Annotated in this window: 16 protein-coding genes and 2 riboswitches; of the genes, 13 read left to right on the plus strand and 3 right to left on the minus strand. The window is 71.2% G+C overall.

The window, feature by feature from the left end:
- Positions 1-75: 75 nt before the first annotated feature.
- Both lexA and NEF64_RS06440 read right to left on the minus strand, forming a co-directional pair.
- Complete coding sequence (lexA, locus tag NEF64_RS06435; RefSeq protein WP_252574722.1) at positions 76-801, minus strand: transcriptional repressor LexA; 726 nt, start codon at positions 799-801, stop codon at positions 76-78.
- Positions 802-869: 68 nt separating this feature from the next.
- On the minus strand, positions 870-2054 hold the full coding sequence (locus NEF64_RS06440) for a molybdopterin molybdotransferase MoeA (RefSeq protein ID WP_056406219.1): 1185 nt from the start codon (positions 2052-2054) through the stop codon (positions 870-872).
- A gap of 237 nt (positions 2055-2291) precedes the next feature.
- A riboswitch (cobalamin riboswitch) is annotated at positions 2292-2504 on the plus strand.
- Positions 2505-2683: 179 nt separating this feature from the next.
- On the opposite strand from NEF64_RS06440, the gene NEF64_RS06445 reads away from it, so the two are divergent.
- The 7 genes from NEF64_RS06445 (at position 2684) to cobJ (ending at position 11883) form a co-directional block, all read left to right on the plus strand.
- Entirely contained in the window at positions 2684-3721 is a 1038-nt protein-coding gene (locus tag NEF64_RS06445; protein WP_476727171.1) for a HoxN/HupN/NixA family nickel/cobalt transporter, read from the plus strand.
- A gap of 160 nt (positions 3722-3881) precedes the next feature.
- Positions 3882-4098, plus strand: a riboswitch (cobalamin riboswitch).
- Positions 4099-4235: 137 nt separating this feature from the next.
- The gene (gene cobW / locus NEF64_RS06450) at positions 4236-5285 is read left to right on the plus strand and encodes a cobalamin biosynthesis protein CobW (protein WP_056406220.1); all 1050 of its coding nucleotides are present in this window, start codon (positions 4236-4238) and stop codon (positions 5283-5285) included.
- A gap of 5 nt (positions 5286-5290) precedes the next feature.
- Complete coding sequence (gene cobN, locus NEF64_RS06455; RefSeq protein WP_056406221.1) at positions 5291-8590, plus strand: cobaltochelatase subunit CobN; 3300 nt, start codon at positions 5291-5293, stop codon at positions 8588-8590.
- Entirely contained in the window at positions 8587-9717 is a 1131-nt protein-coding gene (locus NEF64_RS06460) for a cobalamin biosynthesis protein CobG (protein ID WP_056406222.1), read from the plus strand. Before cobN ends, NEF64_RS06460 begins: the two co-directional genes overlap by 4 nt.
- A complete protein-coding gene (locus NEF64_RS06465; protein WP_056406223.1) occupies positions 9717-10346 on the plus strand; it encodes a precorrin-8X methylmutase in 630 nt (209 codons plus the stop codon). The genes NEF64_RS06460 and NEF64_RS06465 overlap by 1 nt, the downstream gene beginning before the upstream one ends.
- A 5-nt stretch (positions 10347-10351) precedes the next feature.
- A complete protein-coding gene (cobI, locus tag NEF64_RS06470) occupies positions 10352-11122 on the plus strand; it encodes a precorrin-2 C(20)-methyltransferase (RefSeq protein ID WP_261362618.1) in 771 nt (256 codons plus the stop codon).
- On the plus strand, positions 11119-11883 hold the full coding sequence (gene cobJ / locus NEF64_RS06475; protein WP_056406224.1) for a precorrin-3B C(17)-methyltransferase: 765 nt from the start codon (positions 11119-11121) through the stop codon (positions 11881-11883). Before cobI ends, cobJ begins: the two co-directional genes overlap by 4 nt.
- Here the strand turns inward: cobJ and NEF64_RS06480 are convergent.
- A complete protein-coding gene (locus NEF64_RS06480; RefSeq protein WP_056406425.1) occupies positions 11859-12608 on the minus strand; it encodes a cobalt-precorrin-6A reductase in 750 nt (249 codons plus the stop codon). The two genes, cobJ and NEF64_RS06480, sit on opposite strands and share 25 nt — an antisense overlap.
- On the opposite strand from NEF64_RS06480, the gene NEF64_RS06485 reads away from it, so the two are divergent.
- From NEF64_RS06485 to cobF, 6 genes are read left to right on the plus strand one after another with little or no spacing between them, the layout of a single operon-like run.
- A complete protein-coding gene (locus NEF64_RS06485; RefSeq protein WP_056406225.1) occupies positions 12598-13803 on the plus strand; it encodes a bifunctional cobalt-precorrin-7 (C(5))-methyltransferase/cobalt-precorrin-6B (C(15))-methyltransferase in 1206 nt (401 codons plus the stop codon). The genes NEF64_RS06480 and NEF64_RS06485 overlap by 11 nt on opposite strands.
- On the plus strand, positions 13800-14165 hold the full coding sequence (locus tag NEF64_RS06490) for a cobalamin biosynthesis protein (RefSeq protein WP_056406226.1): 366 nt from the start codon (positions 13800-13802) through the stop codon (positions 14163-14165). Before NEF64_RS06485 ends, NEF64_RS06490 begins: the two co-directional genes overlap by 4 nt.
- Positions 14162-14947: a precorrin-4 C(11)-methyltransferase gene (gene cobM, locus NEF64_RS06495; protein WP_056406227.1), complete on the plus strand. Its 786-nt coding sequence runs from the start codon at positions 14162-14164 to the stop codon at positions 14945-14947. Before NEF64_RS06490 ends, cobM begins: the two co-directional genes overlap by 4 nt.
- Positions 14944-16278: a cobyrinic acid a,c-diamide synthase CobB gene (locus tag NEF64_RS06500; protein ID WP_056406228.1), complete on the plus strand. Its 1335-nt coding sequence runs from the start codon at positions 14944-14946 to the stop codon at positions 16276-16278. Before cobM ends, NEF64_RS06500 begins: the two co-directional genes overlap by 4 nt.
- Positions 16275-16994, plus strand: a complete 720-nt coding sequence (gene cobA / locus NEF64_RS06505) for a uroporphyrinogen-III C-methyltransferase (protein WP_056406229.1) — start codon at positions 16275-16277, stop codon at positions 16992-16994. Before NEF64_RS06500 ends, cobA begins: the two co-directional genes overlap by 4 nt.
- The gene (gene cobF, locus NEF64_RS06510; RefSeq protein WP_235516358.1) at positions 16991-17758 is read left to right on the plus strand and encodes a precorrin-6A synthase (deacetylating); all 768 of its coding nucleotides are present in this window, start codon (positions 16991-16993) and stop codon (positions 17756-17758) included. Before cobA ends, cobF begins: the two co-directional genes overlap by 4 nt.
- The last annotated feature ends 1 nt before the right edge of the window (position 17759 follow it).

Raw genomic sequence — 17759 nt, forward strand, 5'->3', positions numbered from 1 at the left:
TGCCTGGGGCCGTTGGTCACGAACGCCACTGCCGGTTGCGTGGCGGTGATGACCGCCAGCGCCACCCGGCATTCGTCAGTCGTAGCGGCGCAGGATACCCGACAGCTTGCCCTGAACCCGGACCTGTGCGGGCGCATAACGCTGGGGGTCATAGGCGCGGTTGGCCGGGTCGAGCCGGACCATTGCGCCCTCGCGGCGGAAATATTTCAGCGTCGCTTCGCTGTCCTCGATCAGCGCGACGACGATCTCGCCGTCGCGTGCGATCTCGGTACGGCGGATCAGCGCATAATCGCCGTCAAGGATGCCGGCTTCGACCATCGAGTCCCCCGAAACCTCCAGCGCATAATGCTCGCCAGTGCCAAGCAAAGCGGCCGGGACGGCGAGCATCGAACTGCCTTCAAAGGCTTCGATTGGGACGCCGGCGGCGATCCGGCCGTGCAGCGGGATCTCGACGACGTCGTTCGCCGCGATGCGATCGGGCGACGCGGGCGTGGCGCTGGCCGTGTTCGGCGCAGATACGGTGTCGGCCGATGCCGCCACCTTCGGCCCCGACTTCGCCGCCATCTGCCCTGTTGCAGACTCGGGACGCTCGGGCATCCGCAGCACTTCGAGCGCGCGCGCACGGTTGGGCAGGCGTCGGATGAAGTTGCGCTCCTCAAGCGCGCTGATCAGACGGTGCACGCCCGATTTCGATTTCAGGTCGAGCGCGTCCTTCATCTCCTCGAACGAGGGCGACACGCCCGTCTCGGCGAGGCGGTCATTGATGAAGCAGACAAGCTCGTGCTGCTTGCGCGTGAGCATAACGGTTCTCCGTCCGGAACAGACGAGGAACTTCTATGGAACACTTGCAGCTTCGTCAAGCGGTGACGTCACGCGATGACGAGGATTTCCGCCGAGTCGCCCGCCCTTGCCGCCGGCGCGTCGCCGTCGCGGATGATCAGGCAGGACGAACGGGCGAGCGTCAGCAGCATCGAGCTGTCCTGGATGGTCGAGGCATAGGCGCGACCCTTGCGCAGTTCGGCGCGCATATAGTCGGTCCGCGACTGGTTGGGCGGAAGATCCTCGCCGAGCAGCGCATGCGTCGTCTGCGGCAGGGGATCGCGCGCGCCGAGCATGTGCGCGACCACGGGGCGGACGAACAGGATCGCGGTGACGAAGGCGGAGACGGGATTGCCCGGCAGGCCGAGCAGCATCGTCCGGCCAAGCGTACCCGCCATCATCGGCTTGCCCGGGCGCAGCGCGATCCGCCAGAAGTCGATTGCCCCGCCGGCCGCCTCGATCGCGGGGCGGACGAGGTCGTGATCGCCGACCGACGCGCCCCCCGTGGTTACCAGCAGATCGGCGTCGACCCCGGCAAAGGCGTCACGCAGCGTGTCGAGCCGGTCGGGGAGGATTCCGAGATCGATAATGTCGACGGGCAGGTCGGCGAGCATCGCGGCGAGCATGATGCCGTTTGATTCCGGTAGCGGGACGGGGTCGCTGGTCGAGCCGGGCGGAACGAGCTCGTCCCCCGTCGCGGCGACCGCGACGCGCAGCCGGCGGCCGACCGACAGCGTGCCGTGTCCGCCGGTCGCAGCGACCGCGATGCGCGCGGGCGTCAGCCGATCGCCGGCCGCGATCAGCCGCGTGCCGGTCGCGAAGTCGAGCCCCTTGCGGCGTGTGTTGCGGCCTTCAAAGGCGGGGCCTTCGCCGTCGAGCATCAGCCGGTCGCCGTCGCGCGCGGCCTCTTCCTGAACAAGGACGGTATCAGCGCCGGGCGGCATCGCCGCGCCGGTGAAGATGCGCGTCGCCTCGCCCGGGGCGAGCGTGCCGGCGAAGGGGCGGCCGGCCGCGCTCTCGCCGATGACCGTCCACGGCCCGGGTAGATCGGCGTAGCGGATCGCATAGCCGTCCATCGCCGAAAGGTCGGTCGCAGGCTGGGTGCGGCGGGCGAGAATGTCCTCCGCCGCCCAGCGACCCATCGCGGAGCGCAGCGGCACGGTTTCGGCCGGCACGCGCGATGCCATGGCGAAGAGGCGGGACTGGGCTTCGGCGACGGGGACGAGAGGGCGCATGCGGGCTCCGTTCAGCGGGGCGATGAAGGTCTGCGCTGCTCGCACGAATGCCGCGGGGCGGAAAGCGGGCAACGCCGCGACCGGCAGGACACCGGTCGGTTATGCGATCAACGTACGAGGTAAGGCAGACGTTGCGGTGAGATGGGACGACATGCCCTGCGTTGCGTCGCGCGCAAATCCTGTCGTCAGCGCAGGCAAAACGCGCTAGCCCTGTGGCGCAGGTCCGACGCAAGCCGGATCCGCACAGATCGCGTCGGTGCCCCTCGGGGCTTGAATGGGAATGCGGTGCGGGGTTTGCCCCAAGACCGCAGCTGTCCCTGCAACTGTAAGCGGCGAGCGACACGCACGCGCCCCCTGCGACGGGGGCAGCCACTGGGCCGATGGCCTGGGAAGGTGTGCGTCGAGCCTTGACCCGTGAGCCAGGAGACCTGCCGGCGTCTGGTCGCTCTTGTCCCGGTCCAGGGGGTGGCCGAGGCACGGTGAACGCCGTCTGAGCGACGACCATGCGGCGGGGGCCGCATCGGCGACGCATGCCGGCCGCTCAGGGCGTCCGGTCGGCGCGCGTCCCGGTCGTTCGCGGCAGGCCCCCGTCCTCGTCGGACGCCGGGGATGTGCCAATGACCAAGATCATGACCGGGCGGACCGCCGGTCGTTCGACGCGACACCGGATCGGCTGGATGTTCGCGATGCTGGTGGCGGCCAATATCGCCGCCTGGGGATGGGCGTTCGCGCTGTTCCAAACGCAGCCATTGATGCTGGGCACCGCGATGCTCGCCTGGGGGCTGGGGCTGCGCCATGCGGTCGACGCCGATCATATCGCGGCGATCGACAACGTGACGCGCAAGCTGATGCAGGACGGGCAGCGGCCGATCGGGGTCGGCTTCTGGTTCGCGGTCGGCCATTCGGGGATCGTCCTGATCGCCGCGGTCGCGATCGCGCTGACCGCGAGTGCGCTGGCGCAGTTCGAGGCGTTCAAGCAGGCGGGCGGGGTGATCGCGACACTGATCTCCGCGCTGTTCCTGTTCACGATCGCGGCGATGAACCTGATCATCCTGCGATCGGTGTGGCGGACCTTCGGCCATGTCCGCGGCGGGGGGCGCTATGTCGAGGAGGATCTCGACCTGCTTCTCGGCAATCGCGGGCTGCTCGCGCGGCTGTTCCGGCCGATGTTCCGGCTGGTCACGCGCAGCTGGCACATGGCGCCGCTCGGGTTCCTGTTCGGGCTGGGGTTCGACACCGGGACCGAAGTCGCGATCCTCGGCCTGTCTGCAAGCCAGGCGGCGGACGGGCTGTCGATCGGCACGGTGCTGGTGCTGCCGGTGCTGTTCGCGACGGGCATGGCACTGGTCGACAGTGCCGACGGGGTGGTGATGCTCGGCGCGTATGAATGGGCGTTCGTGAAGCCGATCCGCAAGCTCTATTACAACATCACGATCACGCTGATCTCGGCGATCGTCGCGATCGCGATCGGCGGGATCGAGACGCTCGCGCTGCTGGCGTCGAAGCTCGGCCTGAGCGGGGGCGTGTGGGACGTTGCTTCGGCGCTGGGCGAGAATTTCAACGGGCTGGGCTTTGCGATCATCGCGCTGTTCGTGGCGTGCTGGGTGCTGAGTTTCGCGATCTACCGGTGGAAGCGGTTCGACGAGATCGAGGTGGTGCGGGGGTAACGAGCAGCGTCGTCATCCCCGGCTCGACCCGGCGCCCAGAGCCAATCACCGGATCATGCGTGGCCCTGGATCCTGACTTTCGTCAGAATGACGGAGGTCAGGTGCATTGGCACAGTCACGAAACTCCTCTAAACCCAACCCCGAGGTTTGGTTCTACCGAACCTCAACAGATCGCGCCGGTGCCCTTCGGGGCTTGAATGGGAATGCGGTGCGGGAGCTTTGCCTCCCAATGCCGCGGCTGTCCCTGCAACTGTAAGCGGTGAGCGAGACGCACAGGCCCCCGATGCGGGGGCAGCCACTGGGTCACGGGACCTGGGAAGGCGTGCATCGAGCTTCGACCCGCGAGCCAGGAGACCTGCCAGCGTCATGGTCGCTCTTGCCTTGATCCAGGGGATGGTCGCGGCACGGTACTCCGTCTGAGCGACGAACGCGTGCGGCCTTCAGGTCGTGCGCGCGTGTGGCTGCGGGCGTGCGCCCGTCCGTGGCCGTCGTTCCAACGCCCGGAGAGTATCGCATGACCGACCCCCAGCCGACCCTGGCCAAGATTCCCGTTACCATCGTCACCGGATTCCTCGGCGCGGGCAAGACCACGCTGATCAGCCACCTGATCCGGAATGCCGGTGGCCGGCGGCTCGCGGTGATCGTCAACGAATTCGGCACGCTCGGTATCGACGGCGACATCTTGAAGGGCTGCGCGATCCCCGATTGCCCGGCCGAGAATGTCGTCGAGCTCGCCAATGGCTGCATCTGCTGCACCGTCGCGGACGATTTCATCCCGACCGTCGAGACTTTGCTCGCGCTTGACCCGCGGCCCGACCACATCCTGATCGAGACGTCGGGGCTCGCTTTGCCCAAGCCGTTGCTCAAGGCGTTCGACTGGCCCGCGATCCGGTCGCGGATCACAGTCGACGGGGTGATCGCTCTGGCCGATGCGGAAGCGGTCGCCGCGGGACGGTTCGCGCCCGACCTCGCCGCGATCGAGGCGCAGCGGCGCGCGGATCCGAGCGTGGATCACGAGACGCCGCTTGCCGAGGTGTTCGAGGACCAGCTTGCCTGTGCGGATCTGGTGCTGCTGACCAAGGCGGATCTGGCGGGCGAGGCGGGGGTGGCTGCGGCGCGCGCGGTGGTCGCGACGGAGTCCCCGCGTGCGTTGCCGGTGATCGCGCTGACCGACGGGGTGATCGATCCGCGCGTCGTGCTCGGGCTGAACGCGGCGGCGGAGGACGACATCGCCGCGCGACCGTCGCACCATGATGGCGCGGACGATCACGAGCATGACGATTTCGACAGCATGATCGTCGACCTCGGCGAGATCGCGGACCCGGCGGCGCTCGCCGCGCGGATCGAGACCCTCGCGCGCGACGCCGACATCCTGCGCGTGAAGGGCTATGCCGCGGTGACGGGCAAGCCGATGCGGCTGCTGGTGCAGGCGGTCGGGGCGCGGGTGCGGACGCAATATGACCGGCCGTGGCGCGGCGACGAGGCGCGCCAGACGCGGCTGGTGGTGATCGCGGAGCATGACCGGATCGACCCCGCAAGGATCCGGGCCGCGCTTCAGGGCTGACGACGATGCACGTCGTCTTCCGCGAAAGCCACGGGCTGGAGGAGAGCGCGGTCCCGCAGGACCTGGCGCAGAGCCCGGCGGATCTTGTCGTCCTGTCCTTTTCGGACGGGGATCTCGGCGCGTTCGCGGCCGGGTGGCGGCGTGCGGCGGCGAGTGGGAGCCCGCTGCCGTCGCTCCGGCTCGCCAATCTGTCCGCGCTCGCGCATCCGCTGTCGGTCGATACCTATGTCGAGCGGACGCTGAGCGGGAGCGGGAGCGGTGGGGCGAAGGGGATCGTGATCCGGCTGATCGGCGGGCGGTCCTACTGGTCCTATGGGTTGCAGCAGGTCGAGGCACTGGCGCGGGCGCGGGGGATCGCGCTGGCGGTGCTGCCGGCCGACGGGCGGATCGACGCACGGCTCGATGCGGCGTCGACGGTGCCGGTGTCGACGCTGCGCCGGCTCGCCGCCTTGTGCGACGATGGCGGCGCGGTCGCGGCGCAGGCGGCGCTGGCGCAGATGGCGCTGGCGGCAGGGCTCTATGCGGGGCCGGTCGCGGGGGTGAAGACGGTCCCAGAGGTCGGCGGCTGGCAGCCGCGCGACGGGGTGACGTGCCCCGCGGCGTTCGCGATGACTGCGACGCGGCCGCGAATCCTGCTGATCTTCTACCGTTCCTACCTGACCGCTGCCGATCTCGACCCGGTCGAGGCGCTGCATGCCGGGCTGAGCGCGGCGGGGTTCGAGGTCGTCGGGCTGTTCGCGCCGTCGCTGAAGGCGCCGGGCGCGGCGGGGTGGCTGGCGCGTTGGGTCGTCGCACTGCGCCCGGCGGCGATCGTGAACGCCACCGCCTTTTCCGGCCGCGGCGCCGATAACAGCTCGCCGCTCGACGGGGCGGGGGTGCCGGTGTTCCAGGTCGCGCTGGCGACATCGGACCGCGCCGCCTGGGCGGGATCGACGCGCGGGCTGTCCCCCGCCGACCTGGCGATGCACGTTGTTCTGCCCGAGGTCGACGGACGGCTGTTCGCAGGCGTCGCGAGCTTCAAGGAGGACGGCGTCCGCGACGACGCTCTCGGCTATGCGCGGCGCGAGCACCGGGCCGAGCCCGCCCGGATCAACGCGATCGTCGCGCGCGTCGCGGCCTGGGTGCTTCTGGCGGAGCGGCCGGTCGCCGAGCAGCGGCCCGCGGTCGTGCTGTCGACCTATCCGGGCAAGGAGTATCAGATGGCGCATGCGGTCGGGCTTGACGCGCTGGCGTCTGCCGAGGCGATCGTCGAGGACCTGGCGGCCGCGGGTTATGCGACCGGGGAGACTGCATCCGGAGGCCTGGCCGAGGCGCTGGCGACGGGGCGGATCGCGTGGCCGGTCGCGGCGTATCGTGCGGCGCTTGGGGGCTTGCCGGCCGTGTTGCGCGAGGCGCTCGAGGAAAGCTGGGGCGCGCCCGAGGACGATCTGGCCTGTGTCGACGGCGCGTTCGGGTTCGCGGGCGTCGAGCGGGGGGGCGTGGTGATTGCGCTCCAGCCCGAACGCGGGCGCAGTGCGGCGCGGGTCGGGGAGTATCACGACCTGTCGCGCTGTCCCCGTCATGCCTATGTCGCCTTCTATCTGTGGCTGCACGCGCGGGGGAGTGATGCGCTGATCCATGTCGGCGCGCACGGGACGCTCGAATGGCTGCCGGGCAAGGCGGTCGCGCTGTCGGGGGAATGCTGGCCCGAGGCGCTGACCGGGGCGATGCCGGTGCTCTATCCGTTCATCGTCAACGATCCGGGCGAGGCGGCGCAGGCGCGGCGGCGGATCGGCGCGGTGACGATCGGCCATGTCCCGCCGCCGGCCGCGACGACGCGCAGCGGCGCGGGGCTGGGGCGGCTCGAATCGCTGCTCGACGAGTTTTCGACCGCCGACGGGCTCGACCCCGCGCGGCGCGACCGGCTGCAGCGCGACATTGCCGACGAGGCGCGCGCGACCGGACTGGCGGCGACGCTGCGGCTCGACGAGGCGGCGAGCCAGGCGGAGGCGATCACGCGAATCGACACGTTCGTGTGCGACGTGAAGGAGAGCCAGTTCGGCGACGGGCTGCACGTCTATGGGCGTGGCGAACAGGGGGAGGCCGAGCGCGACGGGCTGCTGAACGCGTTGCGCGGCATGCGGATCGCGGCGGGGCCGTCGGGGTCGCCGTGGCGCGGACGCAGCGACGTCCTGCCGACCGGGCGCAACCTGTATGCGACCGACGCGCGCGCGGTGCCGTCGCGCGCGGCGCATGCGCAGGGCGTGCGGCTGGCCGACGAGTTGGTCCGCCGGCATCTGCAGGACGAGGGCGACTATCCGCGCGCGCTGGTCGTCGACCTGTGGGCGTCGGCGACGATGCGGACCGCGGGCGAGGAGTTCGCGATGGCGCTCCACCTGCTCGGCGCGGAGCCGGTCTGGGATCACGCGTCGGACCGCGTCACGGGGGTCGAGATCCTGCCGCTGGCGAGGCTCGACCGGCCGCGGATCGACGTGACGCTGCGCGTATCGGGGCTGTTTCGCGACGCGTTTCCCGCGCTCGGCCAGATGTTCGGGCAGGCGGTGCGCGCGCTGGCGCTGCGCGACGAGCCCGGCGACTGGAACCCGTTCGTTGGCGCTGCCGTCGGTGCGCGGGTCTATGGGCCGGAGCCGGGTCGCTACGGACTGGGTCTTGGCGATGCGGGCGAGACGTACGGCGAGGCGGCCCGGGCGGCGGCGGGTGCGGCGTGGCTGGCGGCGTCGAGCCACGCGCTCGACGGGGCGGGCGACGACGGTGCGACGCGGTTCGATCCGGCGGGGATCCGCGACCGGGTCGCCGCCGCCGACGCGTTCGTCCATGTTCAGGACCTGCCCGAAACCGACCTGTTGCTCGCCGCGGATTATGCTGCACACGAGGCAGGGTTTGCGGCCGCGCAGGCGGTTGCGGGGGGCAAGGCCGCGGCGCTGTATCATCTCGATGCGCGCGACCCAGAACGGCCGCGTGCGCGGTCGCTGGACGAGGAGATTGCGCGGGTCGTTCATGCGCGGGCGGCGAACCCGGCCTGGGTCGAGGGGATGATGCGGCACGGGTTTCGCGGGGGCGCGGAGATCGCCGCGACGCTCGACCATATGGCGATGTTCGCGCAGCTGGCGCGGGTGGTGTCTCCCGAGCTTATCGATCTCTACTATGATGCGACGCTGGGGCGCGACGCGGTGCGCGCGTTTCTGGAAAGCGCGAACCCCGCGGCGCTGGCGGCGATGACCGCGCGGTTCGCGGCGCTGCATGCGGCCGGTCTGTGGCCGACGCGGCGCAATTCGATCCTCGCGCAGCTCGAGCTGCCGGCATGAGCGCGTTCGCCGTCAAGGGATGGTGCCCCGATGCGTGGCGGCCGATGGCGGCGGGCGACGGGCTGCTGGTGCGGATCCGCCCGCCGCTCGGCCGGCTGACGCGCGCGCAGACACTCGCGCTGTGTGATGCGGCGATGGCGTGGGGGAATGGCGAGGTCGACGTGACCAGCCGCGCGAACCTGCAGATCCGCGGCGTGGCCGAGGCGGGCTGGCGGGGGCTGGTCGAGGCGTTGTTGGCAGTCGGGCTGATCGACCCCGATCCGGAGCGCGAGGCGCGGGGTGCGGTTCTGGTTGCGCCCGACTGGCAGGACGGGGACGATACGCAGCATATCGCCACCGCGTTGCGCGAGCGATTGGCTGACCTGCCGGTGCTGCCCGGCAAGGTCGGTTTTGCAATTGATGCCGGCCCGGCGCCGGTGCTGACCCGCGCGCCCGCCGATTTCCGGGTCGAGCGCGCGGTGGACGGCAGGCTGCTGGTCCGCGGCGAGGGGCGTGCGGCGGGGGTGGACGTGACGCGCGACACCGCGGTCGACGCGCTGATCGCGCTGGCGCGGTGGTTCGTCGACAGCGGCGGTGCGGCGGCGGGGCGGATGGCGCGCCACGCGGCGGCCGTGCCGGGGCCCGCGACTTTGGTCCCTGCGCCCGTCGCGCCGCCGCCCGAGGCGGGGGCGCACCCACTCGGCGCGGCGATCGCGCTCGGTTTCGGGCGGATCGCGGGGACGGTGCTGCGCGACCGGATCGCTGCGGAACCGGTCACGGCGATCCGGGTGACGCCGTGGCGGATGCTGATCCTCGAAGGGGGTGTGCCAGATAACGCGCGCGACCAGAGCAGCGTGCGCGCCGGGGTGGACGCCTGTGTCGGCGCGCCCGCCTGTCCGCAGGCGAGCGTCGCGACGCGCGACCTCGCGCGGCGGCTGGCTCCATTGGTCGCTGGCAGCCTGCACGTGTCGGGATGCGCCAAGGGCTGCGCGCGTGCGAGGCCTGCGGACGTGGTGCTGACCGGGCGCGACGGGCGGTTCGATCTTGCCCTGCACGCGCGCGCGGGCGCGGGCGCGCCGCCGCTGCTCGGCGCGTTCGAACCCGCTCAGATTATCGCCCATTTCTCCCAGCCGTCCGGAGCCGCCTGATGCCCTATGCCTATGAGACTGACGGGGCCGCGATCTATCGCCAGTCGTTCGCGATGATCCGCGCCGAGGCGGATCTCGCGCGGTTTGACGCCGAGGAGGAGCCGGTCGCGGTGCGGATGATCCATGCCGCGGGGCTGGTCCCCCTGGCGGGGGATATCCGCTTTTCGCCCGGCTTCGCACATACCGCGCGTGCGGCGTTGCGGGCGCGGGCGCCGATCCTGTGCGATGCGCGGATGGTGACCGAGGGGATCACGCGCGCGCGTTTGCCGGCGGACAATGCGGTGATCTGTACGCTGCACACACCCGAGACGGTCGCGCTGGCGAGAGAAATGGCAACGACGCGCTCGGCCGCCGCGCTGGAATTCTGGCGACCGCATCTGGCAGGCGCGGTGGTGGCGATCGGCAATGCCCCGACTGCGCTGTTCCACCTGCTCAATATGCTGGAGGATCCCGATTGTCCGCGGCCCGCGGCAATCATCGGCTGTCCGGTGGGTTTCGTCGGAGCGGTCGAATCGAAGGATGCGCTGTGGGCAGCGCAGCCGGTGCCGTGCGTGATCGTCGAGGGGCGGCTGGGCGGCAGCGCGATCACCGTCGCGGCGATCAACGCGCTGGCGAGTGCGGCGGAATGATCGGCGTGGTGGCGCCATCCGCGACCTTGGTGCCGCCGCCGGGACAGGTGGTCGTAACCGGCACGATTCACGGCGTCGGACTGGGGCCGGGGGCGTGCGACCTGATGAGCGTGCGCGCGGATCGGCTGGTACGCGGTGCGCGCCACGTCGCCTATTTCCGCAAGGCGGGACGCCCGGGACAGGCGCGCCGGATCGTCGAGGGGATGCTCCGCGACGACGTGATCGAATATCCCATGGAATATCCCGTCACCACCGAGATCGCATTGTCCGATCCGCGCTACAACGACCGGCTGTCAGGCTTTTACGCGGGGTGCATCGATCACCTCGCGGCGCTGGCACTGGGCGGCGAGGACGTGGTGGTGCTGTGCGAGGGCGACCCGTTCTTCTACGGATCGTTCATGCATCTCTATACGCGGTTGCAGGGGGTCGCGCCGGTCGCCGTCGTTCCCGGCATCACCGGCATGTCGGGCGCCTGGACCGCGAGCGGCGCGCCGATCACCTGGGGCGACGACGTGCTGACGGTGGTGATGGGGACGCTGCCCGAGGCGGATCTGGTGCGGCGGATCCGCGACACCGATGCGCTGGTGGTGATGAAGATCGGCCGGCACCTCGCCAAGCTGCGCCGCGCGGTCGCCGCGGCGGGGCGCGAGGAGGCGGCGTGGCTGGTCGAATATGCCGCGATGGCCGAGCAGCGCGTCACGCGGCTGTGCGAGGCGGATGCGGTCACGCCCTATTTCGCGATACTGCTGATCCACGGGCAGGGGCGGCGGCCATGATCCAGAGCGCAGGGGCTGGCTGGCTGGCGATTGCGGGGCTGGGGCCGGGGGATACCGCGCTGGTGACGCCCGAGGTCAGCGCGGCGCTGACCGAGGCAACCGACGTGATCGGCTATATCCCCTATGTCGCGAGGGTTCCGGCGCGCGACGGTCTGACACTGCATGCGAGCGACAACCGGGTCGAGATCGACCGCGCGCGTCATGCGCTCGAACTGTCAGCGGAAGGCGCGCGCGTCGTCGTCGTGTCGTCGGGGGATCCCGGCGTGTTCGCGATGGCGGCGGCGGTGTTCGAGGCGCTCGAGGCGGGGCCGGCGGCGTGGGGAGGGATCGACATCCGCGTGCTGCCGGGGATCACCGCGATGCTGGCGGCGAGTGCGCGCGCGGGGGCGCCGCTGGGGCATGATTTCTGCGCGATCAACCTTTCGGACAATCTGAAGCCCCAGGCGCTGATCGAGCGGCGCGTGCGGCTGGCGGCGGAGGCCGATTTCGCGATCGCCTTCTACAATCCGCGATCGAAGGCGCGACCCGACGGGCTGGTCCGCGCGTTCGAGATCCTTCGCACGACGTGCGGCGACGATCGCCCGGTGCTGTTCGCGCGGGCGGTGTCGACGCCCGAGGAAGCGCTGTCGATCGTACCGCTGACCGACGCGCGCGCAGAGATGGCGGACATGCGGACGATGGTGATCGTGGGGTCGAGCCTGACGCGGATCATCGCGCGGGCGCAGCGGCCGATCCTCTATACGCCGCGGTCGGCGCCATGATCGAGCCAGTCGAGCACCGCGTCGACCGTATCGACCGCGTGCCGCGCAGGCAGCGGCGGGCGGTCGATCATGATCACCGGCAGGCCGAGCGTGCGCGCGGCGACGAGCTTGGCCGCCGCGCCGCTGCCGCCTGCATTCTTGCAGACGACCAGGTCTGTCGAGTGGTCGCGCATCAATTGGGTGTCGCCGGCCGCGTCGAACGGGCCGCGGTCCACGACCAGGCGGTGGCGGGGCAGCTGCGGCGGATGATCGGGCGTATCGACGAAACGCAGCAGATAGTCGTGTTGCGGCTGCTGCGCGAAAGCGTCGACATGCATCCGGCCGAGTGCGAGCATCACGCGCTGCGGCGGGCCGGCGAGCGCGGCGACGGCGGCGGCGATGTCGGCGACGCGGTGCCAGAGATCGCCCGCAACCGGGGTCCAGGCGGGGCGGGCGAGCGCGACATGCGCGACGCCCGCCTGTGCCGCGGCCTCGACCGCATGCCGGTGCATCTGCGCGGCGAAGGGATGCGTCGCGTCAATCAGGTGCGTGACACGGTGCTCTTTGAGATAGGTAACGAGCCCTCCGACGCCGCCAAAGCCGCCGATGCGGACGGGCACCGGCTGCGCGCGCGGGTTGGCGACGCGGCCGGCATAGCTCAGCACGGTCGGATCGCCGCGCGCCGCGAGCCGTGCGGCGAGCGCGCTGGCTTCGGTGGTGCCGCCGAGAAGCAGGATGGTCGGAATGACTGAGGCTCCGTGGCTGACGATTCTCGGGATTGGCGAGGACGGGGTGGCCGGGCTGTCCGCCGCGGCGCGCACGGCGCTGGCCGATGCCGAGATCGTGACGGGCGCGACCCGCCATCTGGCGCTTGCCGGCGAGCTTAGGGGGGCGGTCGAGGCTTGGCCAGTGCCGTTCGAGAACGGGATCGCGCGGCTGATCGGGCATCGCGGCCGGCGGGTGGTGATGCTGGCATCGGGGGATCCGTTCTGGTTCGGCGCGGGCACGTCAGTGATGCGGCATCTGAGGCCGGGCGAGTGGACCGCGCATCCCGCACCGTCGAGCTTCGCGCTGGCGGCGGCGCGGCTCGGCTGGGGACTCGAGGACTGCATATGCCTGGGGCTGCATGCCGCGCCGTTCGGCCGGTTGCGGCCGCATGTCGCGAGGGGGCGGCGCGCGATCGTGCTGGTGCGCGACGGGGCGGCGGTCGGCGGGCTGGCGGCGTATCTGGATGCGGCGGGGTTCGGCGCGTCGGCGCTGCACGTGCTCGAGGCGCTGGGCGGGCCGCGCGAGCGGATCCGTCACACGACCGCCGCGACGATGGCGTTCGACGACATCGCGCATCCGGTCGCGGTCGGCATCGTCTTCGAGGGCGCGGGCGCGGTCATGCCGCAGGCGGGGCTGTCCGACGACTGGTTCGCGCATGACGGGCAGATCACCAAGTCGCCGATCCGCGCGGTGACGCTGGCCGCGCTCGCGCCGAAACCGGGCGAGAACTTGTGGGATATCGGCGCGGGATCGGGATCGATCGGGATTTCGTGGCTCCTCGCGCACGCGTCAATGCGGGCAATTGCGTTCGAGGCGGATCCGGTCCGCGCGCGGCGGATCAGCGACAATGCCGCGACGATGGGCGTCGACCGGCTGGTGGTGGTCGAGGGGCGGGCGCCCGAGTGTCTCGACACGCAGGCATGTCCCGATGCGGTGTTCGTCGGCGGGGGGCTGTCCGAGGCGCTGTTGCGCGCGCTGTGGCCGCGGGTCGAGCAGGGCGCGCGCATCGTCGCGAATGCGGTGACGCTCGAATCGGAGGCGCTGCTGACGCAGTGGCAGGCAGCGCAGGGGGGGAGCCTGATGCGGATCGAGGTGGCGCAGGCGGTGCCGATCGGGACGCGACGTGGGTGGCGCGCGCAGTTCCCGGTGGTGCAATGGGCGTATCCGGCATGATCGTCGCGGGTTTTGGCTTCAACACAGCCGCGGATGCCGCCGCGTTGCGGGCCGCGCTGGCCGCCGCGCAGCAGGGGCTGCCGCCGGTCGAGGCGCTGGCGGCGCCCGATGACAAGCACGGGCTGCCCGGCGAGATCGCGGCGCTGCTGGGTCTGCCGCTGATCACGGTCGATCCCGCCGCGCTGATTGCGGCCAGTCCCATCACCCGGTCCCCTGCGAGCCTTGCCGTGCGGGGGACCGGCAGCGTTGCCGAGGCCGCCGCGCTTGCCGGTGCGGGGCCGGGCGCGAGGCTGCTGACCCTTCGCCATATTTCGCCGTGCCGACGCGCGACCTGCGCCATTGCCCAAGGATTTCGACCATGACCGTGCATTTCATCGGTGCAGGGCCGGGTGCGCCCGACTTGCTGACGTTGCGGGGGCGCGACCGGATCGCGATGTCGCCGGTGTGCCTCTATGCCGGGTCGCTGATCCCGGAGGCGCTGCTGGAGCATTGTCCGCCCGGTGCGCGGATCGTCAACACCGCGCCGATGGACCTCGACCAGATCATGGCCGAGATCGTCACCGCGCACGCAGGGGGGCAGGACGTCGCGCGGCTGCATTCGGGGGATCTGTCGATCTGGTCGGCGATGGGCGAGCAGCTGCGGCGGCTGCGCGCGCTGGACATTCCGGTGACGATCACCCCCGGCGTCCCCGCCTTTGCCGCCGCCGCCGCCGCGCTCGAGGTCGAACTGACCTTGCCCGAACTGGCGCAGTCGGTGGTGCTGACGCGGACGCCGGGACGGGCAAGCTCGATGCCGCTGGCCGAGACGCTTGCCGCGTTCGCCGCGACACAGGCGACGCTGGCAATCCACCTGTCGGTACACAATCTGGCGCAGGTCGTCGCGGATCTGCTGCCGGCTTATGGTGGCGACTGCCCGGTCGCGGTGGTGTGGCGCGCGAGCTGGCCCGACGAGCAGATCGTCCGCGCGACTGTGTCGACGATCGAGGAGGCGGTGACGGGGCGGCCCGAGCGGACCGCGCTGATTCTGGTCGGGCGCGTGCTGGCGCCGGGCGATTTCGCGACGAGCAGCCTGTATGCGCAAGGCTATGACCGGCGGTTCCGGCCGCAATCGGCGGAGTCGCGGTTCGCAGGGGACACGCCATGACGCGCGACGCCACGCCGGGCCTGCTGGTCGCAGCGCCCGCGTCGGGGACGGGGAAGACGACGGTGATGCTAGGGCTGTTGCGCGCACTGCGCGACGACGGGATCGCGGTTCAGCCGTTCAAATGCGGGCCCGACTATATCGACCCGGCGTTTCACCGCGCGGCGAGCGGGCGCGCGTCGTTCAACCTCGACAGCTGGGCGATGACGGGGCCGCGGCTCGACGGGATCGCGGCGCGCGGCGACGATGCGGACATGACGCTGGCCGAAGGGTCGATGGGGCTGTTCGACGGCGTGGCGCACGCGGGCGCGACGGGCAATGGCGCGAGCGCGGACGTCGCGCGGCGGATGGGCTGGCCGGTCGTGCTGGTGATCGACGTGTCGGGTCAGGCACAGTCCGCGGCGGCGACTGCGCTAGGGTTTGCGCGCTATGATCCCGGCGTGAGGGTCGCAGGCGTGATCCTCAACCGCGTGGCGAGCGAGCGGCACGAACGGCTGGCACGCAGCGGGATGGAGGCGGTCGGGATCCGCGTGTTCGGCGCGCTGCCACGGCGCGGCGACCTGACGCTGCCCGAGCGGCATCTGGGGCTCGTACAGGCGATCGAGCACCCTGCGCTCGACGCGCAGATCGCGGCCTATGCGACGTTCCTGCGCGCGCATGTCGATATCGCCGCACTGCGCGATGCGGCCGCCGCCACGCCGCGGCCGGTCGCGCAGGGGACGGTCGTGCCGACCCCGCCGGCACAGCGGATCGCGCTGGCTCAGGATGCCGCCTTCTCATTCACCTATGCGCATGTGCTCGACGGGTGGCGCAGCGCAGGGGTGGAGATCCTGCCCTTTTCGCCGCTGGCGGACGAGGCGCCGGCGAAGGACGCGGATCTGGTCTGGCTGCCGGGGGGCTATCCCGAACTGCATGCGGGTGCGCTGGCGGCGGCGGACCGGTTCCGCGCGGCGCTGGCGCTGCATGCCGAGACGCGACCGGTGCACGGCGAGTGCGGCGGCTATATGGCGCTGGGTGAGGGGCTGATCGATGCGGACGGGACACGGCACCGGATGGCCGGGCTGCTCGGGCTGGTGACGAGTTATGAGAAGCGGCGGATGCATCTGGGCTATCGCCGTGCGACGCTGCACGCGCCGATCGGCGGGATACCGGCGGGAGCGATGCTGGCGGGGCATGAATTCCATTATTCGACGATCCTCGACCAGCCCGACGCGCCGCTGGCGCAGGTGGTCGACGCGAATGCGCAGGCCGTGCCCGAAACCGGCTCGCATCGCGGCGGCGTGACGGGTAGTTTCTTCCACATGATCGCCCCGCTTGGCCCACCGGCTGCATGACCGGTTTCGTTTCGTTCGTCGGTTCCGGCCCCGGCGACCCCGAATTGCTGACGCTGAAGGCGGTGACGCGGTTGCAGCGCGCCGACGTCGTGCTGTTCGACGACCTGTCGTCGGGCGCGGTGCTGGGCCATGCGCGCGTCGATGCCGAACTGGTCGCGGTCGGCAAGCGCGCGGGGCGGCCGTCGCCGCGCCAGTCGCATGTCTCGCAACTACTGGTCGACCACGCGCTGACCGGCGCGCGCGTCGTCCGGCTGAAATCGGGCGATGCGGGAATGTTCGGACGGCTTGAGGAGGAGATCGTCGCGCTGCGCGAGGCGGGCGTGACGTTCGAGATCGTCCCGGGGATCAGCGCGGCGAGCGCCGCCGCCGCCGCCGCGGCGATACCGCTGACGCGCCGGCTGTCCGCGCGGCGGGTGCAATATGTCACCGGGCATGACGTGACCGGGCAGTTGCCGCAGCAACGCAACATGGCCGCGCTTGCCGATCCGGAGGCGACGACGGTCGTGTTCATGCCGCAGCGGACGTTTCCGGCTCTGGTCGAGTCGCTCGTCGCACATGGTCTGTCGGGCGACACGACCGCGCTGCTCGCGGAAAATGTCGGGCATCCCGACCAGAGCCTGACCTGGTCGACGATCGCGGGGCTCGCCGCGCGGCTGGCGGGGGGCGTGTCCGACAAGCCCGCGCTGATCCTCTACGGCTCGCTGATGGCGCCGTGAGTGCAGCCGACATCGAGATATCGCTGATCGGGATCGGCACGGGCAATCCCGATCACGTGACGCGCGCGGCGGTCACGGCGATGAACGCCGCCGACCTGATCCTGCTGCCGCGGAAAGGCGCGGGGAAGTCCGATCTGGTCGATTTGCGCCGGACGATCTGCACCGCGTTGCTGACCGGGCCGGCCAAGGTGGTGGAGTTCGATCTGCCCGGACGCGATGCGGACGTGCCGTACCGTGCGGCGGTCGACGCGTGGCATGACGAGATCGCGGCGGTCTGGGCGGCGCAGATCGCGAAGCATCTACCGGGCGGAGGACGGGTCGCGTTCCTCGTCTGGGGGGATCCGTCGCTCTATGACAGCAGCCTGCGGATCGCCGAGCGGCTGCGCGCCGGCGGGCGGTCGATCGGGGTGAGCGTGGTGCCGGGGATCACAAGTTTGCAGGCGCTGACCGCGGCGCATGCGATCCCGCTCAACACGCTCGCCGCGCCGGTGACGATCACCACCGGGCGCAGGCTGCGCGCGGAGGGGTGGCCGGCGGGGGTCGGGACGCTGGCGGTGATGCTCGACGGAGCGTGCGCGTTCGAGACGCTCGCTCCCGAGGGGATCATGATCTGGTGGGGGGCGTATCTAGGTATGGCGCAGGAGGCACTGATCGCCGGGCCGCTCGCCGCGGTCGGGGCGGAGATCGTCACGCGCCGTGCCGGACTGCGCGCCCGGCACGGCTGGATCATGGACGTGTATCTGCTCCGCCGCACGGGCGGCTGAG

Origin of the sequence: Sphingomonas aerolata (genome assembly GCF_023935825.1) — a bacterium.
Taxonomy (GTDB): Bacteria; Pseudomonadota; Alphaproteobacteria; order Sphingomonadales; family Sphingomonadaceae; genus Sphingomonas; species Sphingomonas aerolata.